This is a genomic window from Luteibacter rhizovicinus, from assembly GCF_004342265.1.
In the GTDB taxonomy this organism is placed as follows: domain Bacteria; phylum Pseudomonadota; class Gammaproteobacteria; order Xanthomonadales; family Rhodanobacteraceae; genus Luteibacter; species Luteibacter rhizovicinus_B.
On sequence record NZ_SMCS01000003.1, the window covers coordinates 384,712 to 408,703 of the forward strand.

22 protein-coding genes are annotated in these 23,992 nt (G+C 64.1%); 1 reads left to right on the forward strand and 21 read right to left on the reverse strand.

Translation table 11 applies throughout. The annotated features are described in order from the left end of the window. Positions 1-16 precede the first annotated feature (16 nt). Positions 17-298: a GIY-YIG nuclease family protein gene (locus tag EC912_RS10135; protein WP_243649217.1), complete on the reverse strand. Its 282-nt coding sequence runs from the start codon at positions 296-298 to the stop codon at positions 17-19. Positions 299-424: 126 nt separating this feature from the next. On the opposite strand from EC912_RS10135, the gene EC912_RS10140 reads away from it, so the two are divergent. Beyond that, positions 425-994, forward strand: coding sequence for a GNAT family N-acetyltransferase (locus EC912_RS10140; RefSeq protein WP_243649218.1), 570 nt, complete (start codon positions 425-427; stop codon positions 992-994). A 73-nt stretch (positions 995-1,067) separates the two neighbouring features. Here EC912_RS10140 and EC912_RS10145 read toward each other — a convergent pair whose 3' ends face one another. The 20 genes from EC912_RS10145 to EC912_RS10240 form a co-directional block, all read right to left on the reverse strand. Continuing rightward, complete coding sequence (locus EC912_RS10145; protein WP_132143544.1) at positions 1,068-2,174, reverse strand: catalase family protein; 1,107 nt, start codon at positions 2,172-2,174, stop codon at positions 1,068-1,070. A 90-nt stretch (positions 2,175-2,264) separates the two neighbouring features. Then, positions 2,265-3,935: a ShlB/FhaC/HecB family hemolysin secretion/activation protein gene (locus tag EC912_RS10150; protein ID WP_132143546.1), complete on the reverse strand. Its 1,671-nt coding sequence runs from the start codon at positions 3,933-3,935 to the stop codon at positions 2,265-2,267. Between the two features lie 77 nt (positions 3,936-4,012). Continuing rightward, entirely contained in the window at positions 4,013-5,527 is a 1,515-nt protein-coding gene (locus EC912_RS10155; protein ID WP_132143548.1) for a collagen-like triple helix repeat-containing protein, read from the reverse strand. Positions 5,528-5,836: 309 nt separating this feature from the next. Next, complete coding sequence (locus tag EC912_RS10160) at positions 5,837-6,664, reverse strand: alpha/beta fold hydrolase (RefSeq protein WP_132143550.1); 828 nt, start codon at positions 6,662-6,664, stop codon at positions 5,837-5,839. Positions 6,665-6,842: 178 nt separating this feature from the next. Then, positions 6,843-7,148 (reverse strand): STAS domain-containing protein, encoded by a 306-nt coding sequence (locus EC912_RS10165; RefSeq protein WP_243649219.1) that lies wholly within the window; start codon positions 7,146-7,148, stop codon positions 6,843-6,845. Positions 7,149-7,160: 12 nt separating this feature from the next. Next, on the reverse strand, positions 7,161-8,342 hold the full coding sequence (locus EC912_RS10170) for a methyl-accepting chemotaxis protein (protein WP_132143552.1): 1,182 nt from the start codon (positions 8,340-8,342) through the stop codon (positions 7,161-7,163). Between the two features lie 16 nt (positions 8,343-8,358). After that, positions 8,359-9,459, reverse strand: coding sequence for a protein-glutamate methylesterase/protein-glutamine glutaminase (locus EC912_RS10175; RefSeq protein ID WP_132143554.1), 1,101 nt, complete (start codon positions 9,457-9,459; stop codon positions 8,359-8,361). 105 nt (positions 9,460-9,564) lie between these two features. Further along, positions 9,565-10,224, reverse strand: a complete 660-nt coding sequence (gene cheD, locus EC912_RS10180) for a chemoreceptor glutamine deamidase CheD (RefSeq protein WP_243649220.1) — start codon at positions 10,222-10,224, stop codon at positions 9,565-9,567. Beyond that, entirely contained in the window at positions 10,221-11,090 is an 870-nt protein-coding gene (locus tag EC912_RS10185) for a CheR family methyltransferase (RefSeq protein ID WP_132143556.1), read from the reverse strand. The genes cheD and EC912_RS10185 overlap by 4 nt, the downstream gene beginning before the upstream one ends. A gap of 3 nt (positions 11,091-11,093) precedes the next feature. Beyond that, positions 11,094-12,815 carry a methyl-accepting chemotaxis protein gene (locus tag EC912_RS10190; RefSeq protein WP_132143558.1) on the reverse strand — a complete coding sequence of 574 codons (1,722 nt, stop codon included), beginning with the start codon at positions 12,813-12,815 and terminating at the stop codon, positions 11,094-11,096. Between the two features lie 83 nt (positions 12,816-12,898). Further along, positions 12,899-13,426: a chemotaxis protein CheW gene (locus tag EC912_RS10195; RefSeq protein WP_132143560.1), complete on the reverse strand. Its 528-nt coding sequence runs from the start codon at positions 13,424-13,426 to the stop codon at positions 12,899-12,901. A gap of 94 nt (positions 13,427-13,520) precedes the next feature. Further along, positions 13,521-15,500, reverse strand: coding sequence for a chemotaxis protein CheA (locus EC912_RS10200; protein WP_132143562.1), 1,980 nt, complete (start codon positions 15,498-15,500; stop codon positions 13,521-13,523). A gap of 29 nt (positions 15,501-15,529) precedes the next feature. Continuing rightward, positions 15,530-15,892, reverse strand: a complete 363-nt coding sequence (locus EC912_RS10205; RefSeq protein WP_132143564.1) for a response regulator — start codon at positions 15,890-15,892, stop codon at positions 15,530-15,532. An 8-nt stretch (positions 15,893-15,900) separates the two neighbouring features. Further along, on the reverse strand, positions 15,901-16,218 hold the full coding sequence (locus tag EC912_RS10210; RefSeq protein ID WP_132143566.1) for an STAS domain-containing protein: 318 nt from the start codon (positions 16,216-16,218) through the stop codon (positions 15,901-15,903). A gap of 77 nt (positions 16,219-16,295) precedes the next feature. Next, positions 16,296-17,378 carry a tRNA preQ1(34) S-adenosylmethionine ribosyltransferase-isomerase QueA gene (gene queA / locus EC912_RS10215; RefSeq protein ID WP_207906813.1) on the reverse strand — a complete coding sequence of 361 codons (1,083 nt, stop codon included), beginning with the start codon at positions 17,376-17,378 and terminating at the stop codon, positions 16,296-16,298. Between the two features lie 17 nt (positions 17,379-17,395). Further along, positions 17,396-19,780 carry a hypothetical protein gene (locus tag EC912_RS10220; protein ID WP_132143568.1) on the reverse strand — a complete coding sequence of 795 codons (2,385 nt, stop codon included), beginning with the start codon at positions 19,778-19,780 and terminating at the stop codon, positions 17,396-17,398. Next, positions 19,777-21,006, reverse strand: coding sequence for a DUF3142 domain-containing protein (locus tag EC912_RS10225; RefSeq protein ID WP_132143570.1), 1,230 nt, complete (start codon positions 21,004-21,006; stop codon positions 19,777-19,779). Before EC912_RS10225 ends, EC912_RS10220 begins: the two co-directional genes overlap by 4 nt. Before the next feature lie 54 nt (positions 21,007-21,060). Beyond that, positions 21,061-21,663 carry a response regulator transcription factor gene (locus tag EC912_RS10230; RefSeq protein WP_132143572.1) on the reverse strand — a complete coding sequence of 201 codons (603 nt, stop codon included), beginning with the start codon at positions 21,661-21,663 and terminating at the stop codon, positions 21,061-21,063. Beyond that, a complete protein-coding gene (locus EC912_RS10235) occupies positions 21,660-22,805 on the reverse strand; it encodes a sensor histidine kinase (RefSeq protein ID WP_132143574.1) in 1,146 nt (381 codons plus the stop codon). Before EC912_RS10235 ends, EC912_RS10230 begins: the two co-directional genes overlap by 4 nt. Further along, positions 22,802-23,980, reverse strand: coding sequence for a sensor histidine kinase (locus EC912_RS10240; RefSeq protein WP_132143576.1), 1,179 nt, complete (start codon positions 23,978-23,980; stop codon positions 22,802-22,804). Before EC912_RS10240 ends, EC912_RS10235 begins: the two co-directional genes overlap by 4 nt. Positions 23,981-23,992 lie beyond the last annotated feature (12 nt).

Below are 23,992 nucleotides of genomic sequence, written 5' to 3' on the forward strand. Positions count from 1 at the left end.
ATCGGGGAACCCAGTATCAGGCATCGTCGCGCAGAAACGCGAGTTTCTTTTCCCGGGGAAGTCGCTTGATGACCCATTCGGCCCGCGACGCTTCGGAGCGATTCACGTAGCCCTTCGACCCCAGCAGTTTCACGGGCGGATTCGCCCGCGTATAACGCGCGCCCCGACCGGCCACGTGCGCGGCATAACGAGCCTCCAGCTGGTTCGTGATGCCGGCGTAGTACGACCCGTTCTCGCATTCGAGCAAGTAGAGGCACCACCCTGAGGAGTCTTTCCGCACGTGTCGGCCCGAGTTCAACTCGCGCCAAGATACGACCGATCGACCTGCCGTTCAACGGCAACCGCCCCGGTTCCCGATGCTATTGACACGCGGCGGCACCCGGGTGCCAGATGCGTGCTGGCAAACGGTATGGATGACACTCGCGTGATCGCAGCAGCCCCTCATTCGACACAGACCGCGCGGATCGAAACAGCACGACTGATACTCCAGCCCCACGCGCTGTCCGACTTCGCGGAAAGTTTCGCGCTGTTCTCGGATCCCGAGGTCTTCCGCTATATCAGCGGCCGGCTGGGCACTCGAGAAGAAGCCTGGTCGCGCCTGCTGCGCTATATCGGGCACTGGGCCGCGCTTGGATTCGGCTATTGGGTCGTCCGCGAAAAGACCTCGAACGCCTTCGTGGGCGAGATCGGATTCGCGAACTACGAACGCATCATCGAACCCTCGTTCGCCGGCATTCCGGAAATGGGCTGGGCTCTCATGCCCGCCCTGCAGGGCAAGGGATATGCCAACGAAGCCGCGACCGCGGCGCTCGCATGGGCGGACAGGCAATGGCCCGGTGGCACGACAGGCTGCATGATCTCTCCCGAAAACCTCGCATCGATCCGGCTGGCGACACGGCACGGATTCGCCGAGGTGGTAGCAACGACGTATGCCGAACACGCCACGCTGGTGTTTCATCGGCACGGGGCATCTTCGCGCATCTCCGCTTCGTAGGCGACCGCACGCAGGCGCGCCCCCCACATGAGACTTGGGGTCTGTGCGGGCGAACACCCAATGATTGCCCCAGCTACAGATGCAGGTCGTCGATACTCCGCGGCTCGCGAATGTGCGTGCCATTGTGTTCGGCGCGAAACCGCGACATCGCTTTATATGCCACGCGACGCGCGCGCATCACCGAGCCCAGCGGTCGATGCGCCGAAAGCGCATGCCATGGATTGAACGACAGACCATCGTCGATAGCGATGCGACGCGCTTCGTTCCAGGCAGGTTGCGGAGGTGCGACGATGCGCGCCACTTCGATGTAAGGACTTTTTTCCTGTGGCCAGGATACGGAAGCATCCTCGATCGGCATGCTTTCCAGATCGGTGCAGAACTGCACCCGCACCTCCCACTCTCCACCTTCCCTCGCGAAGTGTTCGACGACCGCGTCGCGAATGCCATTCGGTTTATCGCCGAGGTCGAGCGGCGCATCGGTCAGTTTCACGAGGTTCGGGGACGCGGGAGCCACGGAGAACTTCACCACGTAATCGCCGTAGCGAATGGGCACCTGACTGAAAAAGGTTTCGCCAAGAATGTGGGTTTCCGGTTGGCCACCAAGCGCCAGCAGTGTCGAGCTTTTGCCGCCGAAGACTTCGATAAGCTTCTCCGCACCACGCAGAACGGCGGACAACGCCTTCTTCGCAGCCTCGGCCTTGTCGGTGGTCGCGGCGACGAGTTTCAACGCACCGAGGAATTTCTTCGCATTCGGCGCCGAGAAAGCGGGGCCATTCACCATGACGAAATCCTGAGTCGTGTCTCCTTCGCAACCCGGCAGTCGCGCGCCCTCGACTCCGATCACCTTGATCGCCATACCGCGCGGTGTGGACACGCTGTCGTCGAGGATGTCTCCGGGCACCGTCGACAGGCGCATCGCCAGAGGATAAACACCCGGCTTCGCGAAAAGCCCCTGCGCGAGCTCGCGTGGCAAATCGTCCGGCACATGCAGTTCGCCGAGCAGTAAGCCGTGGCTCTTGGCGTGTACCGAACGGTTCGCATGCCCCTCGTGCTTCAGCGTCGTTTCGTTGATGCCGGTCAACGTATCGATCAGCGATTGCGCGGTTTCCGTTTCGTCGGGCTCGATCTGTTCGAGCGATTCGTCGAAGAGGATCGGTCCGGGATGCAATGACAGAGGCATGGCGTCGCTCCGGCGGGTACATGACCTGCCGATGGTCTAACCAACCCCGTGAAGACCATGTCCGCTCCCGGCCTTGCCCGCCCTACCGGCCTATTTCAGCCGGTAGGAGAACGTCAGATTCACGCGTGTATTCCGCGCATGGTTCTCGGGTGGCCGGTCGCCCACGGGCTGGGCAACCGCCAGATCGACCGTATAGTGCTTTCCGTCGGATACGCGCAGGCCCAACGCTACGGAATCCAGTCGTTTGACCAGCGGCGTGCCGGTGTTGAGATAGACCCGCGCGACCTGACCCACCACGTAAGGCACCAGCGACTTTACCCAGCGCGTCGACGAAACGAAACGCCGGTTGATCTCCAGCGCCGCCGCCCAGCCGCTGTCGCCTGCCGCGTCACCGGGATCGTACGCGTACGCATACCGCGGACCGCCGAAGTTGATCTGCTCGGTCGAAGGCAGGTTCTCGTTGCTGTACTGACCCGTGGCGCTGAACACCGTGCCGAAGTGATGCGACCATTCGTTGGTCTGCGCCATGCTGACATTCAGTCGCGTAAAGGCGACGTCGGGTACGGCGATCGTTTCCGCGCCGGGGATATTCGTTGTCGCCCGCGAATAGGCACCCATTGCATCGACGCCATGAGCGATGCCGATACTGAACTGCCGCGTGCGACGGCCCTCCTGTGCAATGTACGCAAGGTCGGCATTGAACACGCGGACATGAGACTGAAGAGACAGCGTCGCGCCATTGACGGTGTTGCGATAGTTATCGTCCTGGTCCGACGCGTAGATCCCGCCGCTGGCCAAGAGACTGCGCGTATTCGAAAGGATGATGGGATAGCTGACCGACAGCGCGAGACGGTCCTGCGCAAGTCGATGGTTCAGATACGCAGGCAGCTGATTGTTCGTATCCGGGTCGCCGCGAAAGTTGGACGCGTCGACCTTCCCCTGCCAGCCGCGCGAACCGAACGGTTGCGCCCATGCGGCGGAATAGAAGCGTTGGCCGCCGCCGTTGGGATATAGCGTCGACACACTCAACTGCTCGCCCAACGGTGTCGCGGCGTTCTCGATACCCGTGATCACACCCTGCGTGCCGGGATGGTTCATATCCAGTCCCGCCGTCGCGTTGAAGCGCTGACGCGTCACGTCGAGATCGAGCCGGGTCGCGCCGTCGGTAGTCGTCGGAGGCGGCACGCCCGCCGCGATCTTCACGCCGGGAAGCTGCCCTAACACCTGTATATAGCGTTCGAAGGTCGCCTGTCGCAGCGGCCGCTCGCCAACCATATGGGCGGCTATACGTCGAATCCGCTTATCCAGCGTTCCCGTGTCGCCGCGTACCACGACTTCGGCCACGTAGCCCTCGACGACAACGACGCTAACCACGCCGTCCTTGAAATCCTGGTTCGGCACGAAGGCAAACGACAGCGCGTAGCCATCGGCCTTGTACATGGCGGTGACCTTATCGGCCATCGCGATGATGTCGCCGACGGACACGTCGTGCCCCTGAAGTGGCCGGAACAACGAGGCCACCGAATCGAACGGCAGCGCGTGCACACCCGACACGTCGAACCGGGACGGCGTGATTCGCGTCGCCAGCAAGGCATCGAGAGCGGGGTTTCGTTGCTGCTGCACGTTGACACTGACCGTGGGAGCCTGTTTCGGCGCTTCGGTCTGGGGCAGCGTCTGGAGGGGGTTGGCGGGAGGTCTTACCTGGGCTTGCGTGGAACATACGACGGTCATGCCGACGAAGCAGCCGAGCCAACGATTCATCTGGTCTCCCTTGGATGAAAGCTTCCTCGAAACGGAGACGCCAGGCGGCGCCTCCGTCCGGTTGATCGCTCAACGCCTCAGTGCGAGGCACCCCGCTTGCCGAGGATTCCACCCTTAAGACCGCCCAGCACATCGCCGAGATCGAGAGCCGACCCTGGCGCCCCCGCACCTCCACCCACCGCACCGGCCAGGCCGTTGACGGTGTTGTTGAGGATCTGGGTTACCGGTGTCAGAGGTCCGCCATTGGTTGCGGCGCCGACCCCGGCACCGACCGCCGCGACCGTCGAACCCAACGCGCTGGTTACCGGATTGAGCGGCGCGAGCGCACCCGTGCTGCCTACTCCCGTAACGGTGTTGCCGATGCCCGATACCGCGGCACCCGCACCCGCCAGGGTCGTACCCACCGGGTTCGTGCTGGTTCCCGCATGGCCAATGCCAGCCGTCACACCCGTCCCGAGTACGTCGACCGATGTACCAAGACCTTGCACCGTACTGCCCAGGGTCTGGGTCAGCTGTCCACCGGGGCCCGAAACGGGAGCCGCGGCAATGGCCGCACCGAGACTTGCCACCCCCAGGCCAGCACCCGCCGTCGTATTGCCGGCGGCCGTCGATACCGACGCCACGAGGTTCGTGGAAGTACCGGGCGCCGTGCTGCTGCCGAGGCTGGTCGCAATCGGCGTAACGACGTTACTCAGCGCCTGGGTGAGCTGCGCTGTACCGCCCGACCCCAACGCACCGGTAAGCCCCGTGCCGAGAGTCTGGACGCCTGTGCCGACGTTGGACACGGTGGTACCCAGGACCGATGTGATCGGAGTGATCGGCGAACCCGCGCCCGCGCTGGTGACTACCTGTCCCAGATCGTTCACTGCCGCGCCGGTATAGCCCACAACGCCGCCGACACTGCCAACGGTCGTGCCGACGGGGTTGACGATATTGCCTGTCTGCCCGAGGCCGCCGCTCACGCCGTTGCCGAGCGCGGAAACCGCGTCGCCGAGATTGTCGACCACACCGCCCAGGGCCGTTGCCGCGGCGGCATTACCGCCGAGTGCTGTAATGGCGGGAATCTGTGCGCCGACGCCGGAAACCGCTCCGCCGATCGACGAGACGATATTGCCGGCACCCGTGGCGATCGCACCGACCGCATTGGATGGGCCGGTCGCTCCCGTACCCGTACCGCCGCCGGTACCGCCACCTGTGCCACCTGTGCCACCTGTGCCACCTGTGCCACCTGTGCCGCCGCCGGTGCCACCAGTACCACCGCCTGTTCCGCCGGTGCCACCGCCCGTGCCGCCACCTGTTCCGCCGGTACCGCCGCCGCTACCGCCGCCAGTCCCACCGCTGCCGGTACCACCCGAGCCGGAACCATCGCCGGAGCCGGAACCCGATCCGGAACCGCTTCCGCCCGAACCGCTGCCGGAACCACCCGAACCATCGCCGGTTCCGCCGCTCGGCGTTACCGCCGCGCCGGTGCCAGTGTGAGATTTAACCGATCCCGAGCCGCTGCACGCAGCCATCGAGAGCGTAGCGGCAAGTATGCAACTTGCCAGCAATGTGCGAGTTAGCGGGCCCGCTTTCCCCTGTGTCATAGCCATTACGTTCACTCCCCGAACGCTTTCGCGTTCCAGCAATGCTCCCCGCAACGAGAGCGGCACCCGAGCCCTTCGCCAGCGTCAGCGAGGGATGTACGGAACAAACCGTGCGATGGCTTATGAGTACGCCGAGCGCAGCGCGTCGAATGCGCAAAACCGGCCAGATGCACGCGAAAGTGTGACGAAAGTTGTGAAGAGGGGAACGTCGCTATCGCAGCGAGGTATGTGAAAGCGGTATCGCACTATGCGAATACGGCAAAAACGAAAGCGCCCGGACGTCTTCACGCCCGGGCGCTTTCGAGGGAAACCGGATCAGCTCTTCAGGAAGGCCAGCAGCTCTTCGTTGAACTGGTCCTGGTGGGTGCTGGTGAGGCCATGCGGCGCTCCGGGATACACCTTAAGCGTCGCGTTCTTCACGATCTTCGACGACTTCATCGCGGCGGCCACGATAGGTACGATCTGATCGTCGTCGCCATGGACGATCAGCGTCGGCACGTCGATCTTCTTCAGGTCCTCTGTGTAATCGACCTCGGAAAATTCACGAATGCAATCGTAAAGGCCCTTGATGCTGCCCTGCATACCCTGGCGCCAGAACGAATCGCGCATGCCCTGAGTCGCATGGTTGTTTTCACGATTGGCGCCGTAGAACGGTGCGCTGAGATCCTCGAAAAACTGCGAACGATCGTCGAACGTTCCCTTGCGGATACCGTCGAACACCGTAAGCGGCAATCCTTCGGGATTCGAGTCGGTTTTAACCATCAACGGCGGTACCGCGCCAACCAGCACAACTTTCTTCACGCGCGACGTGCCGTGCCTGCCGATGTAGTGGGCCACCTCGCCACCACCGGTCGAGTGCCCGACCATCGTCGCGTCTTTCAGGTCCAGTTTCTCGAACAACTCGGCGAGATCGTCGGCGTACTGGTCCATGTTATTGCCGTCGAAAGGCTGGTCGGAACGTCCGTGCCCGCGACGATCGTGCGCAATAACGCGATAGCCGCGCTCGGCGAGAAACATCATCTGCCCGTCCCACGCATCGGCCGTCAACGGCCAGCCATGCGAAAACGTGACGACAGGACCCTTACCCCAGTCCTTGTAGAAAATGTTGGTGCCGTCTTTTGTCTTGATCGTGCCGCTGCCCATGGGATGTCTCCAGTGTTGGGGGATGGGGATGCGCAGGCTTGCGTAGCGCTCGCACGCGCCGCCATACACCCAGCTTGCCCCAGAGCTACGCCCACCGATTGCATATTCGTAGCGCGAAACACCAAAAAGAAAGGCGCAGCGTCGCCGCTGCGCCTTCCGGCATGCCGATCGGTGAGGATCAGTGCACGGTAAACAGTTTGTCGAATCCGGCGATGCGCAGCGTATTGCGCAGGTCCGCACTGGCGTTGACGATGCGGATCTCCGCGCGCTCCCCGCCGGCGTGTTCGCGTAGCAGCATCAGCATGCCCAGCGCGGAGCTGTCCATGCCGGTCACTTCGCCAAGGTCGAGCACATAGCTGCGCGCCGGGGCGATATCGCCAAGGCAGGCGTCGTGGAAGGCACGATGAATCGAGAAATCGAAGCGCTCGCCGAGGTGCAGTGTCAGGCAACCCTGTTCGCGGTCATGATGAATATTGATGGTCATGTGGCTATCCCCTTAGAACAGATCGATGTCGCCGGCAGCCATCGACTGCTGGAGGGCCGGACCGCGTGCGCGCAGACGGGCACGTTCGCGCTGTTCGGCAAGACGGACGCGCACGCGCTGGGCGCGAGCTCCCAGCTCGTGTGCCTCCGCGGGTGCGCAGGCCAGCTCTTCGATGTCGCGGGTGCAGTCGGCGGTGATTTCCTGAAGCTCGACCAGACGCGAGCGCGTCTGGTGCAGCAGCTGGCTCAGGATGTCCTCGAACTGCAGCGAACGGATCGTCGTGGACACGTCGTTGCCAAGGCCGCGGTTGATCGTGGCGGCTTCGTCGGCGGCGGCGCTGGTACGCGCGTTGCTTTCGGTAATCGTGGACATCATTTCATCGATGCCTCCCTTGGCCGAAAGCGCCACGTTCATGTCCTGCGACGCCATGTTGCCCACCAGTTCGCGCAACTGTTCCATCGCGGTGCGCGACCGCTCGACGTGCGTGCCGATTTTCTCGTTGAACTGATTGCTGTGCTGGGCCAGGTTGCGAATTTCGCCGGCCACGACCGCGAAGCCGCGACCGGACTCTCCGGCACGAGCGGCTTCGATCGCCGCATTCAGCGCGAGCAGATTGGTTTCTTCGGCAATGGTGTTGACGTTCTTAAGCAGTGCGAAGACGGCGTCCATTTCCTTCGACATGCCGTCGATGCGGTAGACGATGCGCAGGCTTTCGCGCGACAGCTGCACGATCAAGCCCACGAAATGCTCGAGCAGGTCGGCGGTGCGGGACGCGAAGTCCTGTACCGAAATACCCTTGCCGCCGCTTTCGATGATCTGGCTGAGCAGCGCCTGCTGCAAGCCGGTCTTCTTCGACAGACCGTTGAAGCCGCCGCCGAGTTCGGCGACTGCGTCACGCAGCAGGTCCAGTGCCTGATGCAGTTCGCGGCTGGCATGCCCGAGTTCGTCGACGATGGCGCTGCGGACGTCCTCCATCGCTTCGCGCACCGACGCTTCGTCGGCCGCGCTGGTCGATACCTGGACGAGCCCGGTCACCTGCGCATGAGCGCCGCGTTGGCTGACGACGATCCACGTCGCCGTCAGGAGAGCCACCGCGACCGGCGCCACCCAGGGGCTGTGGAACACCAGGACCGCGATCAGCGCCAGGGCGCTGACCGCGAATCCGGCGATGCGTTCGTTGTTCGAAGTAAGCATGATGGCGTCTCGTTCTTCAGGTACCGACGCGCTTGGCGCCGGAGGAAACAGGTGAATTGGCGAGCGCGAGCAAACGGGCCGCGATCGCGTCGAGAGGCAGCATTTCGTCGGCGGCACCGGCCTTCCAGGCGGCGCCGGGCATGCCCCAGACGACCGAACTGGCTTCGTCCTGGACCAGCGTCGGCGAACCGCCGTCGCGAAGCTCGCCAAGGCCGCGCGTACCATCGTCGCCCATGCCTGTCAGCACCACACCAATAGCCGCGGCGCCGACGCTGGCGGCCACCGAACGGAACAACACGTCGACTGCGGGCTTGTGGCGATTGACCGGCGGACCGTCGTGCAGACGACACACATGGCGCGCGCCGTCCCACATCACGAGCAGGTGCTGATTACCGGGTGCGATATAGGCATGCCCCGCCTGGATGGGCTGGCCATCGCGCGCTTCGCAAACGCGCATGGCCGAGCAGCTGTCCATGCGCGCCGCGAACGGACCACTGAAAGCGGCGGGAATATGCTGCGTGATGACGATCGGTGGCGCCGTCGGCGGCATGGCCTCGAGTACGACACGGATCGCCTCGGTACCGCCCGTCGATGCCCCGATAGCGATGATGCGGGTGCCACCGCGCGAACCTGCCGCCTGCGTACGGGGAAGCACAGCGTCGGCGGTGAGGCGCGGCGCCACGTCCAGCTTGCGGACATCGGCGCGTTCGCGCGGTTTCGCGCCAGCCGCCAGACGCACCTTCGCGCAGATTTCCGGCGCGCAGCTCATGAAGGTACTGGCCAGATCGGCGTTGGGCTTGGTAAAAAAATCGACCGCGCCGAGTTCGAGCGCGCGCAACGTGACGTCGGCGCCCTTCTCGGTCAGCGTGGACACCATCACGACCGGCATCGGCCGCAGACGCATCAGGTTCTCGAGGAACGTGAGGCCGTCCATGCGCGGCATCTCGACATCCAGCGTCAGCACGTCGGGATTGAGCAGCTTGATCTTCTCGCGGGCAATCAGCGGATCGGGCGCAGTGCCCACCACCTCGATAGCCGGATCCGACTCAAGCATAGTCGTCAGGACCTTTCGCACCAGGGCAGAGTCGTCGATGATGAGTACGCGTACTTTTTGCATGGACTCGGATGGCCTGGGTGCGGATGCTTGATCGGTGAACCGGCGGAGCGACAACTGAGGTGGCACGGAGCGACGGCGGCGCGGGCATCTGCCCGACGTAACGCGTCAGAACAGTTCCACCTCTCCCTTTATCGGATCGTTCGCCAATCGCTTGAGGTATCGTTTTTCGCGATCGGCAAGCTGGGTGTCGTGCATGGAGCGGAGCTGGCGTACGCGGACCTTGCCGCTCACGGGGAAAAACTGCACCTGGCGCGGATAAACGTCGCCGACGTCCGCAGCGCAGAGCTTCAGTTTTTCGGTGGCGATGTAGCGCTGGACGAAGGCGATATTGCGCTGGCCGATATCCGTCATCGTGGACAGCACCCGGCCGCCGCCGAAAATTTTCACCTCGAGATCCTCGCGCTTGCCGCCAGCCTTGAGGATGGCGTTGATCAACTGCTCCATCGCATCGTTGCCATAGCGCGCGGCACGGCCCACGGTCGAACTCCAGCCATCGCGGTCGCCCGCGGGCTCGGGCAGCATGAAGTGATTCATGCCGCCCAGGCGCAGCCGGTGATCCCGCACGCACGCGGACACGCAGGACCCAAGCACGGTGGAGATCATTTCGTCCTGCGCGCTGACGTAGTACTCGCCCGGCAACACCTTGACCGTAACGACTTCCTGGGCGGGATCCCAGAAACGACGTACATGTTCAAAGCCCGGGAGAACCCGTGCGGGATCGAACCCGACGAACGTGCGCGGCGGCGCGACGGACATGTCGCTCATTGGCGCTTCCGGTAGACAGTACGGCCCACCAGATCGAAGTCGTCGCTAAGGCCGTACATCGACTCGGAATGACCGAGGAAAAGATAACCGCGGCTGCCGATCATGTCGGCATAACGCGAGAACAGGCGCTGCTTGGTCGGTTTGTCGAAATAGATCACGACATTGCGGCAGAAGATCGCATCGAACGGTCCGCGCATCGGCCATTCGTGGAGCAGATTGAGCGGCTGGATGGTGACCAGCTCGCGCAGACGCGGATGCACGCACGCCAGGCCTTCGTAGGCGCCCTGCCCGCGCAGGAACCAGCGTTTTCGGCGCGCGTCGCTGACGCCCGAAAGACGATCCAGCGCATAGACACCCTTGCGCGCGGCTTCGAGTGCCTGCGGCGAAAGATCGGTAGCCAGAATCTTCGCATCGACGCTGCTGCCCAGACGCTCGAGCGCCTCGGCCAGCACCATCGCAAGTGCGTAGGGCTCCTCGCCGGTGGAGCAGCCCGCGGACCATATCCGCAGCTTGCCGCCACGCTTCTCTTCGAGCCAGCGAGGAAGGAGATCGTCGACCAGAAGGTCGTAGTGATGCATCTCGCGAAAAAACGACGTGACGTTGGTACTGATGCAACTGGCCAGCTCGCCAAGTTCGCCGTCGGGGTCTTTTCGCAGGAGTTCGCAATAGGCGCCGAAGCCGGACAGACCCAGCGCCCGCAGGCGGCGGAGCAAACGTCCCTGGACCAGCTGACGCTTGTGCTCGCCCAGTGAAATCCCGCAGTGCTGAAGGACGAAGTCGCGCAGGAAGCGGAAGTCGGTATCCCCCAGCGTGGGACCGGTCGCGCTCGCCAGCACGACGCTATCGTCGGTGGTGAGCGCGGCCATCGATCAGAACTCCTTCCAGGCGCCCGCGTCGGCCGTTTCCGCCGGGCGCTGGGCGCGCGGCTGAACAGCGGCCGGTGCGCTACGCACGGCGGCGAACACGGCTTCCACCTCGTCGACGGTGCTTGCACGGGCGGCTTTCTTCTGCGCCGGCGCACGGGTGCCGTCACCCGCGACATGGAAGAATCCGACCTGACGAGTCAGTTCATTAGCCTGCTCGTGCATGGCACGGGCGGCGGCGGCAGACTCTTCGACCAGTGCGGCGTTCTGCTGGGTCATTTCGTCCATCTGCAGCACGGCATGGTTGACCTGATCGATACCGGCCGACTGTTCCTGACTGGCGGCGGCGATCTCGGCGACGATGTCGGTGACCTTCTTGACGCTGTCGACGATCTCGGCCAGCGCACGGCCCGACTGGTCGACCAGCTCGGAGCCCGTCCTGACCTTGTCGGCGCTGTCGTTGATCAGGCCCTTGATCTCTTTCGCCGCACCCGCGCTGCGCTGGGCAAGGTTGCGGACTTCGGTGGCGACCACGGCGAAGCCACGGCCCTGCTCGCCGGCACGCGCCGCTTCCACGGCGGCATTGAGCGCCAGCAGGTTCGTCTGGAACGCGATCTCGTCGATAAGGCTGACGATATCGGCGATCTTGCGGCTGGAGCTGTTGATTTCGCGCATGGCGACGACCGTCTGCGCGACCACTTCGCCACCGCGCTCGGCCTGCTCGCGCGCGCCGCGGGCCAGCTGATTGGCGTGGCTGGCGTTCTCGGCATTCTGCTTCACGGTGGAGGTCATTTCTTCCATCGACGAAGCCGTTTCTTCCAGGCTGGATGCCTGTTCCTGCGTGCGCTGACTGAGATCGTCGTTGCCGCGGGAAATCTGCTGCGCCGCCGTGCTTACCGAACCCGAGCCGTGACGCACTTCGCTGACGATGGCGGTCAGACGCTCGTCCATGGTGCGGAACGCGGCGAGCAGTGCACCCAGTTCGTCGCTACGGTCGACCCGGATCTCGTGACCGAGCTTGCCGTCGGCAATCTGGTGGGCGATGGAAACCGTATAACCCAGCGTACGGATGATCGAGCGAACAACCAGCGCGGCGATCAGCAGCGAAATGGCCAGGCCGATGGCCAGCGCGGCGATGGAGAGCGCGCGGACGATCCTGTAGTTGCTGGCCTGCTTGGCGTAAATGGCGCTCGCTTCGTCACGCTTCGCGGTGATGAGTTTGGAAAGGGCGTCCTGACGCTGCATCAGCAATGGACGCACCTGAAGTTCGAGAACGTCGGTCGCACCCGTGTCGGCCTGATTCAGCGCATCCACGATGTCCGACTTGGCCTGGTCATAGTCCGCGTCCGTCGACTTCCAGTCCTTGTAGAGCTTTTCCATATCCGGACTCATCGGAATAGCCGTGAGTGCCTTCTTCAGCCCATCCATCTCGGTCTGGTACTTCTGGAATTCCGCGACCTTCTGCTTCACCTGGTCGGGCTGGCCGACCTTGGCGGCAGCTTCGCCGAGTACGACGAAAGACATCAGCGAACGCGTGTTGATCTGGCTGATCAACTCGGAGGGAACCATCTCCTCGTCGTAAACCGTGCGCAGACCTTCGTTCTGGAAGTACATCGAACCGAGGCCGACAGCGGCGCCGCCGATCAGCATGGCGGTAAGCATGCCCAGCACACCGTAGAGGCGGCCGCGTACCGTAAGTGCGGGAATCTTGAACCTGAACTTCTTCATCACTGTTCCAATCGGCAAAGTGCGGTGGTCCACCCGATATGCGGATGCCGGTCAGGTGGGCCCCCGACGGCGACAACGCGTTATCAGGCGACGGCTTTCACATCGGACACGGAAGGCAACGCCGCCTCCAGCATCTGCGCATCCTGCGGCTGCAACAGCTTGTCCACATCGAGGAGCAACACCATGCGCTCGCCAACGGACGTGAGTCCTTTCAGGTATTCGGTTTCCACGGCCGTACCCATGTCCGGCACGGGACGAATCTCGGACGGGGCCACTTCCACCACATCGGATACCGCATCGACGACCACGCCGAAATTGCGGCCGGCGACGGTGACGATCACGGTGACGGTGGTTGCGGTGTATTCCTCGCGGATCAGTCCGAAACGCAGGCGCAGGTCCAGCACCGGAACGATGGCACCACGCATGTTGAGGACGCCGAGCACGTAGTGCGGCGTCTGCGGAATGCGGGTGACCGGCGTCCAGCCGCGGATCTCGCGTACCGCGAGGATGTCCACGCCGTATTCCTCGTCCGCGAGATTGACGGTCAGGTACTGGGCGGCGACGGCCGCTTCGGTCTCGGACGCGATGGCGCTGCTGGCTGGCTGATTCATGTTCTTTCCACTGGCGGAACGTTCTTTCCGCCTCCCCTTCATGAACTATCGGCTGAGGGAGGCGAACCTTGAATGGGGTGTGTAGGCGAGGTCCTCAGGCGGCCCGGCGCCTTGTCTGCATACGGACCAGTCCCGTGACATCGGTAATGAGCGCCACCGAGCCGTCGGGGAGGATGGTCGCGCCGGAAATACCGTTTACGCGTCGGTAGTTAGCCTCCAGCGACTTGACGACCGCCTGCTGCTGACCGATCAGTTCGTCGACGAACAGGCCAATCCGGGTGCCCTCGCCTTCCACCACGATGACGATGCCCTCGTTGATGGCGCGACGGCGTCCTTCGCAACCGAAGACGTCGTGCAGGCGCACTACCGGGAGATAGGCGTCGCGGAAACGGAACAATTCGCCGCCGCCCGCCACGCTACGCATCATGTCCGGCTTCAGCTGCACGGATTCGACAATGGACACGAGCGGGACGATATAGGTTTCCGAACCGACGGCCGCGGTCAGGCCATCGATGATCGCGAGGGTCAGCGGGAGTGTGATCGTGAAGGTCGTGCCCTTGCCCTGCACGCTGGAAATGGCGACGGCGCCGCCCAGGTCCATGACATTGCGGCGAACGACGTCCATGCCCACGCCACGACCGGAGAGGTCGGTAGTCGCGGCAGCGGTCGAGAAACCGGCTTCGAAGATGAGTTCGGCGACCGCATCGTCGCTCATGCCCTCGCCGCTGGCGATGATGCCGCGCTGGATCGCCTTGGCCACGATAGCGTCGCGATTCAGACCCGCGCCGTCGTCGCCCACTTGCACGACGATGGAGCCGCCACGATGGAAGGCCTCCAGCCGCAGGGTGCCGACCTCGGACTTGCCCGAGGCCGAACGCTTCGCCGGTGTTTCCAGGCCGTGGTCGATCGCATTGCGCACCAGATGCACGAGGGGATCGCCGATTTTCTCCAGCACGGTTTTGTCCAGCTCGGTCGTCTCGCCGCGAAGGTCGAGATTCACCTTCTTGTCGAGCTTCTGGGCCAGGTCGCGGACGAGGCGTGGAAAGCGGTTGAACACGGTGCTGATGGGCAGCATGCGAATGCTCATCACGCTTTCCTGCAACTCGCGCGAATGACGCGTCAGCTGGGCCAGGCCGTGACGGAGCAGTTCGAGCTGCGAGGCATCCACACCGTCGGCGAACTGGGTGAGCATCGACTGGGTGATGATCAGTTCGCCGACGAGGTTGATCAGGGTGTCGATCTTTTCGATACCAACGCGGACGGAGCTGGATTCGCTGTTCGCCGCCGACTCGCGCGTGGTACGCGGCGCGGCGCCCGGAGCGGCCACGGCAACCGCGACGGGTGCGGGTTCGGCTTTCACCGCGACACGGGGCACGATGCTCAGTTCGCAATCGCCGTCGACCCAGTCGAAGACACCTTCGACAGCCGACTTCTTAGCGGGCGCGGCCAGATGAAGCGTCCACGCAAGATAGGCCGTTTCGGCATCCATCGTATCGAGTGCCGGCAGCTTGCCCGCATCGCACGTGACGCTGAGCGGACCCAGTGCCTCCAGTTCGCGGAACATGCGCGCCGGATCGTTGCCGGTCTTCAGCAGATAGTCGAACGGGCGGAAGACGATATCCCACCCTTCGACATCGTCTGCCGCGGCCGCTTTGGCAACGGCGGCCACAGGCACGGCCGTGCCGCCGGAAACCATCGCCGACAATGCCGCCAGCAAGTCCTGGCTTTCGGGTGTGGCGACCGGCTCGCCGTTCATCGAACGGGCGAGCATGTCGCGCACGGTGTCGCCCGAGCGCAGCAGTAGCTCGACGATGGCCTTGTCCATGGGACGACGACCGCTACGCACCTCGTCGAGCAGCGACTCGGCGACATGGGTGAAGGCGGCCACATCGGAAAAACCGAACGTGGCCGCGCCGCCCTTGATGGAGTGCGCGGCGCGGAACACGGTGTGGACCAGCTCGGGATCGTCGGAGCCTTCGTCCAGTGCGAGCAGCGCCGCCTCCATGGCATCGAGACCGTCGAGGCTCTCCTCGAAGAAAGCCTTGTGGAACTGCGCCAGATCGACTTTGGACATGGGTACGGCCCTGTGTATCTTTGTTTTTATCAGCCGAGAACGCGGCCGACGGTCGCCAGCAACTGGTCTGGGTCGAACGGCTTGACCAGCCAGCCCGTCGCACCGGCCGCTTTGCCTTCCATCTTCTTTTCGGGGTTGGATTCGGTGGTCAGCATGAGGATCGGCACGCCGCGGTATTCCGCCATCGCGCGCATTTCGCGGACCATCGATATCCCGTCCATGACGGGCATGTTCACGTCGGCCAGCACCAGATCGAACTTCTGGCCACGCGCCGTATCGAGAGCCGCCTGGCCGTTGTCCGCCTCTTCGACCTCGTGACCGGCGCCACGCAGAGTGAAGGCGACCATGCTGCGCATGGAAGCCGAATCGTCAACCGCAAGAATCTTAGCCATCGTCCACCTCAGTTCACGCCGGCGCGAGCCGGCAGTTCGATCAATTCATGAAGGCCCAGTGTGGCCACACCCTTGTGCAGGGAATCGCTGGCGGCGAGCCAGACCGGCGCCAGATCGCGCGCGCGCGCATCGCGCGAAAAGGCGGCCAGAAGCTGGAGGCCGGCCGTATCCACATGGGTGACGCCCGCGCCATCGATCTGCACGGGCTTACCCGAAGCCAGGGCGGTCAGGAGGATGTCGCGCAGCGCGGGAGCCGCGCCAATACGCAGGTCGGCGTCGAGCACAACGGCCGCGGGCGCCTTGTCACCGGATGTTTTCTTCGCCATGAGCCCCGATCCCGTACACCCCACGCGTCATCGCGAAGGGTTGTTCGGTGGGCTTATCGGCGGGGATCCCCGAATCTTTAGGCGGAAAGGGGACGCCGGGGCAGGATCAGCATCGCGTCGCCATAGGAGAAAAAGCGATAGCGCTCGGCCACGGCGAAGCGATAGGCGTCGAGGATGGTTTCCTTGCCGGCCAGCGCCGAGACGAGCATCAGCAGCGTCGACTGTGGCAGGTGGAAGTTCGTCACCAGGCCGTCGACGCTGGTGATCCGGTAGCCGGGGAAGATGAAAATCTGGGTTTCGCCGGCGAACGGGCGGAGAACGCCGTCGACCGTCGCGCTTTCCAGCGCCCTGACGACCGTCGTGCCGACGGCGATGACCCGCCCCCCGGCCGCCCGCGTGGCGCGGATCTGCTCGACCAGCCCGGCGCCCACGTTCAGCCATTCCCGGTGCATGACGTGATCGCGGACATCGTCCGCCCGCATCGGCTGGAAGGTGCCCGCTCCGACGTGCAGCGTCACGTAGCCCATGTCGACGCCCAGGGCGCGAATGCGTTCCAGCAGGGATTCGTCGAAGTGCAGACCGGCCGTCGGCGCCGCGACGGCACCCGGCTCGCGCGCGAACACCGTCTGGTAACGCTCGGTGTCGTTCTGGTCGGCGCTGCGCTCGATATATGGCGGCAAAGGCATTTCGCCCAGACGCAGCAGGACTTTCTCCAGCGGCTCCTGGGTTTCGAAGCGAAGCATGAAGAACTCGCCGTCGCGACCCAGGACGGTCGCGATACTGCCGTCGGCCAGCACGATGCGTCCGCCAGCTTTCGGCTTCTTGCTGACGCCGAGCTGGGCACGGGCCTCGTGGGTTCCCGTCACGCGCTCGATCAGTATCTCGACGGCGCCGCCCGATTCCTTGTGCCCGTAAAGACGGGCCGGCAAGACACGGGTGTCGTTGAATACCAGCAGGTCGCCCGGCTGCAGCAGGTCCGGCAGGTCGCGGAACAACCGGTTCTCGCGCGTGCCCGTCGCGACATCGAGCAGCAGCAACCGGCTCCCCGAGCGCTCGGCCAGAGGAGCCTGGGCGATCAGTTCGGGCGGCAGGTCGAAATCGAAGTCGGACTTTTTCACTGAGAAACCGGGGGAAACGAACGGGGCGGCATTATCGCTCATGCCGCCCCCTCACGCCCTCAGGCCTTGCGGCGGCGACGCCTGATCGCAAAGCCGACAAGACCCACGATCGCCACGAAACCGGCGATCTCGTAAGGCAGATAGTGACGGATCGCATGCTTCACGGCCGCGATGCGCTGCGCCCGAAGCAGCTTGCGGGCGCTGTCGAAATTCGGCTCCTCGCAGGTCCGGCCGAAATCGTCCGCCCATTCCACATAGGGACCCTGTTTCACATAACGGCTGTACAGCGCCTCGATGCGCTTGCTGCGTTCGTTGGGCACCGGCATCCCGGCATCGTCCGACATGTAGAAGCCGCCGGGACCGTCCTCCATCCAGCCGGTCGCTTTGCAAAGGACGGCCGCGAACGCCTGGGAGCGCGGTGGCAGCATATCGGCCGCCAGCGACGCCTGATCCACCGCGGTATATCGGTAATGGAAACGCTGATACGGCTTAGCCATGCTTTCGTCGAAACGGTGGCGTTCGCCCTCGGTGACATACGCACCCTTGAGGCTGGCCGCGCTCTGGCCCGATCCACCCTCGTAACCGCCGCCGATATCGGTGTAATCCGGGTCCTGCTCGTACCCCATGATCTCCATACCGTGCACGCGGGCAATCGTTGCCGCCGTGAAAAGCGCTTCGGCCTTGCCGATATCGGTCCATGCATGGTCGCCGTCATGCAGCGCCTTCGCATACGCGCGTACCGTCTCGCGCAGGTCGACCTCGGCGAAGCGCTTGTCGATCCCGGCAACGAAGTAGGGTTCGGCATCGGCGTAGCGACCTGCACGAACCAGACGTCGCGCCAGCAGCCAGCGCAGGCGATCGTTCAACGGCATCGGACGATAAGCGGCCTCCTTGTCGTTCGGATCGACCGCTTTCACGGGCGACGCCGGCGCCCGGGCATCGACGAAGGTTTTCAGCTCGTCGACGGTAAGCACCCGCTCGGCGATATACGCCGTGTCGTTGCCATAACCGTAGCCCGAGCCATAGTCGTCGACGACATTGCCATCGCCGCCCACGGCCATGCCCGTGTCGTACATATGCCCCATTGCTTCGACGTACTCGCCGCGCGCCAGCGCAAGCACACCCTGCTCACCCATCAGCAGATGCATGCTTTCCTGATCGAGAGGCGTCTTGGGGTCATACGCGGTAGGAAACGCCTTGGCTGCCTGGGCATAGGCCGCGGTCGCCGCCGCCATGTCGCCCTTCTGCAATGCAAGCTTGGCGCTTACCCAACTGGACAAGGGACCCGGCGCTTTCGACACCAGCTGCGCGGCCAGATCGTAACGGCCGAGCTGATAGGCCAGCGAGGCCAGACGGTCGGCCGCCGATACCTTGTCGAGACCGGCCTTTTCGATACCGTCGACGAGACGGCCCAACCGTTCGTCCGGCTTGCCGTCGGTCGATCCGTCGATGCGCGCCAGCGCATACGCGACCAGCAAACGCTGCGAAACGGGACCGTCGATGATGGCGCTCGTCTGTTCGGGCGACTTCAGCACGACGTCGGCGATAGTCGCCAGCGACTGCACCGCGTTATCGGAGCCATGCCCGGCCTGCGCGGCATACAGCGCAATAGCGTGTTTGATGTCCGCGGGCGCCAGCGCCTTCGCGCAAGGCTTATCGTTATACAGATCGGCCCATTCGCAGGGCTCGCCCTTAACGACCAGGTACAGGCGCGCCTCTTCACCGAAACTGGCGACCGCCAATCCCTGATTATCCGAACCTCCGGCCACGGCACGCGAGCGGGCCTCTCCAAACGCCTTCGCCGCCGCGTCGCGCTCTTTCGCGAAGTCCTCGATTTCTTCTGCCCGTACCGCACGCAGCGCGTGGATCTCGCCGAGCATATAAGCCGCCCACACGCCACGCAGCATCGAACTGTCGGCCGGCATGGCCACGACGGTTTCGAAGGTGGTCTGCGCCTGGTCGAGTGCGTCCGTGTCACCGAGATGACAGACACGGCGAGGGCTGGCCTGGTCCTCCGTATCGGTCCCTTCGACGGGTGTCGGAGTGACGCCACTGCATTCGCCGACCCCAAGACGGTAATCGATCGCGCCCGCCACGTAGCCGCGCACGTCCGCCGGAAGGTCGCCACTGTCCTTCATCGATGCGGCGCCCGATTCGGATTGACGCAATGTCTTGACGCGTTCTTCCTGTGCCGGCGTCAGGTCCGGCATGGCCGGCGGCTTCGCATCGTTGAACCGGTAAGGAGCGTCCTCGACCGCCACCAGTTTGTCCGTCGCCGGCAGCAGATGCTGCGCTTCGAAAGCAAACGTGTTCTGCGGCACCGTCTTGAGCGTGCTCGCACGGTCGTCCAGCAACTGGCTGGGGAACATCGGACCGCAGGCCCACGCAACGGCGCCTCCGAACAGGAGGGCGACAGCGATGGCGACTGATTTGCGTCGGATCATGAGGGGCTACTTGGCAAGGGACGGGAAGCGTCGCGACGGTCGTTCGCGACGGCGGAGGAAACGGACGGCGGGGCACAACGTATCCAGCCGATCGTGCGCTGGGTATGTGCACGCAGAAAACGCGAATCGCCGGTGGCGAGCTGTACGGCGTGGCCATCGCGGCGCAACGCGTAACCGCCGATGCCATCGGCCAGCGGGCAGCCGTCCGGCAACGCGACTTCGGCCGGCGCCACGGCATCGATGTCGCCATCGTTACGCAGCACGACATCCATCGCGCCGGGAGTGGCGCTTTCGCTGAAAACGGTCGCGATCCGGCCTTCGACATACTCGCCGCGCATGACCGCCCGCCAGGTCGACAGGCTCCAGGCGCGTCGATCGTCGGTCGTCGGAAGGCGAAACCACACGATGCCTGCAAGACCGCGCGGCGGGTCGTCGCGAAGCGAGCCGAGAAGCAGGGCGACATCGCGTGGCGCGGCGGAAAGCTCGGCTGACGACGCACCCGGCGCCAGTCCCGCCTTCTCGCTTTCCACCGCCAGCATGCGCCCCTCTCCGTCCCAGCTGACGCGAGAACCATAGGTCGGCAACGCCACGCGGAAAGGCTTGTGCATTCGGCTGGCGAAATCGTCCACCCAGCGCCGCGCCAGCACGGGATCGAATAAGCCGGCCTTCGGCGATTGCACGGCATGCACCTGCAATACGACTTCGTCGACCGATGCGGTCACGGCATCCAGCTCGCCCGACGAAAGCCAGGTCGGTAACGCCGTGATGGACAGGTGCACGCCGGGAAGGCGCGATTTAAGCGTCGACAGGAAATGCGCATACGCCGGAAGCCGGGCCGTCGCGCAGTCGTAGTCGATTTCCATGCCTGCGATCTTGCCGCTCCACTGCCGGCTCAGGGCAGCGATGCGGTCGACGAAGGCCGGGCGATCCATATCGGCAAGGCGGCCATCGATACGCACAACCGCGACGACTGGCCGCCCGCTCGCAGCCAGTGCGCCGAGATCGGGCGCGAAGATATTCAGCTGCCCATCGCCATCGGCCTGCGCGACGAGAACGCGCCACCGGCCGACGATGTCTTTCGAATCGGTTACCGCCAGGCGAAGCGCAGGCGTCCATTGGCGCTGCCAGATATAGGCGTCCTGCGTCAGCGGCGGCGCTACGCCATGACACGCGGCAAGCAGCGCCGCGATAAAGACGATGACGATCGAGCGCAAGCTGCGCGACATGCCCACTCCCTGGAAGCCCCTTGGCCCTGCCGCGTATTCTATGCCATCACGGGCTCACAGCCAGCCTTTCTGCCGGGCCAGCCGATACGCCTCGATACGGTTAGCCGCACCGAGCTTGCCTATCGCCTCGGAAAGATAGTTGCGAATCGTGCCGTGCGAGAGATTCAGCTGGGTCGCGATGTCGTTCGCCGACTGCCCCTCGCCCGCCAGGCGCAGTACCTGCCGCTCGCGATCGTTCAGCGGGTCGGCTTCCGACCAGGCTTCCAGTGCCAGCTGCGGGTCGATGGCCCGGCCGCCGCGATGCACCGTGCGGAGGGCTTCGGCGAGATTCTCGGCCGGTGCGTCCTTCAGCAGGTATCCGCCCACACCCGCGTCCAGCGCACGGCGCAGGAAGCCCGGACGCGCGAACGTCGTCACGATGATGACCTTGATCGGCAGTTCCTGGCGCCGCACACGCTGGGCGATTTCCAGACCGGTCAGCCCGGGCATTTCGATATCCGTGACCAGGACGTCGGGCTTCAGCCGCTGCAATTCGCGCCACGCGATCTCTCCATCGGCAGCCGTACCCAGCACCTCGATATCCGACTCCAGATTCAACAACGCCGAAAGTGCACCGCGCACCATCGCCTGATCTTCGGCAAGCAATACACGGATCATGCGGCGTTCTCCCGTGATATCCGCGGCGCCGTATCGGCGACGGGCATCGTGATATCCAGCGTCGTACCTTTGCGCGGCGGCGAATCGATGCGCAATGCGCCGCCTGCCGCGCGGACGCGTTCGCGCATACCGTTCACTCCGTTGCCGTGCGCGGCGAGTCCGCCGCAACCGTTGTCGACAATCCGTACTGACATGGTGTTCCCTTCAAACGTTACGAGGACGCGCGCATCGGTCGCGCGCGAATGTCGATGGATATTGGTGACAGCCTCGCGCACCACCAGCGACAACGCAGCTTCGGTAGCCTGCGGCAGGTCGATGGAGTCGGGCAGTTCCACTCTCAGCGAAATACCCGAGGCTTCGAGCATCAGACGCGCGGAAACGAGTTCGGAGCGAAGATCGCCCACGCGCAATCCGGTGACCGCGGCGCGCACTTCGCCCAGCGTATGCCGTGCGACGCGCTCGACTTCCTCCATCTCCTGACGGGCACGTTCCGGATCGGCCAGCGCAAGACGCTTCGCCAGTTCCGACTTCAACGTAATCAGCGACAGCGTATGACCCAGCAGATCGTGCAAATCGCGCCCAATGCGTTCGCGCTCGGCCAGCGTGGCGAGCCGGCGCACTTCGGACTGGGACAGACGCAGCTCGAGATCCCGTCGGGCCGAACGGACATAGACATAGTTGCCCAATCCGCCCAGGAAACCGCCCAGGACCACGACCACCATGCGCGCTTGATCCGTATGCAACAGCAACGTTAGTCCGCCCACCACCACGAACGTTATACCCGCGGCCGTCAGCCATATCCGCAAACGGCCGGTGTAGCTAGGAATCATGCAGCCGTAAAGCAAATACCCCAATCCGACCGGATTGATATCCCACAGGACCAGACCGAGCAATCCGATAGCGATCGCATGCATCGGCAATTGCCGGACCGGCCCGGTGAACGTCCGCAGATAGCAGTACAGAAAAACGGGGATCGTCGCGATCGTCGGGCCAAACCAGCTCCAGGCGAATCCCCGCGCCATCAGCGGCGCCTGAATCAGCGCGATAAGCCAGAAAACCTGTACTCCCGCCTGCCAGCGAAGATACGGCGCGCCCAGGCTGCCAAGCAGCGAATCGGGCGTGGGCGTCGCGATGCGCATCATGACGCGAGTCGTTTTTCGTCGGGCAACGCGGAGGGTGCCGGCGCGGCCAGGCGGTCGGCGACAGTCAGCGGAATGGAAACGCGAATCCGCGTGCCTTGTCCACGCGCCGATTCGACGACGAGCGTTCCCGACATCGCACGCACGCGCTCGCGCATGCCACACATGCCATTGCCTTCGACCGTCGCGCCACCCTTGCCGTCATCGGCGATGCAGAAACGCAGTTCGTCGTCGCCCCATTCGATCTTCGCTTCCGCACGATTCGCGGTCGCGTGCCGGTGGATATTCGTCACCGCTTCGCGCAGCACCAGTGCCAGTCCGGCTTCCACACGCGCCGGCAACGCGGGCACGTCGCTTTCGTACTCGAAATGTACCAGCGAGGCATTGAGCAACAGTTTCGCGGATGCCAGTTCCGCCGCCAGGCCGGTCGCACGGATACCGGTTACCGCAGCGCGCACTTCGGCGAGCGCGTGACGCGTGACCTGCTCGGCTTCTTCCATCTCGCGCCGCGCGGCTTCGCCATCGCGATCGAACAGGCGCCGCGACAGTTCCAGCTTCAACGCGATCAACGACAGCGTATGGCCGAGCAAATCGTGCAGATCGCGGCCGATGCGTTCGCGCTCCGCCATCGCTGCCAGACGGCGCACTTCTTCGTGCGACAGTTTCAATTCCGCGTCTTTTTCGGCATTCACGCGATACATGACATTGCCCATGCCTACCGATAGCGCCACGAGGCTCATGGTGATCATCACGGGCATGGGCCAGTTCAGCAGGAAGGCCTCGATAACGAAGACGACGACGGCGACGAACATATACGCGATCGAACGCCGCGTCCGGGCACTGAACGCCAGATAGGCGCAGGCGAAAATCACATAGCAGCAACCACCGCTCGAATTCCAGTTCATCGTCACCAGCCCGAGCAGGACCATGACGAGGGCATACCAACCGATGTGCCGCAGGGGGCGAACGTATGCGAGAAAGTAGAGCACCATGAAAATCGGAAAACTTATCGCGGTGGCAACGATCCAGCTGACGCTGACCGTCCGCTGGAACAGCAGGTCGCCAAAGATCCAGACCGCCCAGATCAGGTTGAACAACTGAACGTAGCGCAGCTTCCCCTGCCGCCTGTGCCGCTCCACAAGCGAGTCCGGCGAGAAGGTGAACCACGAAGCGGCCATGGGGGAAGTTTC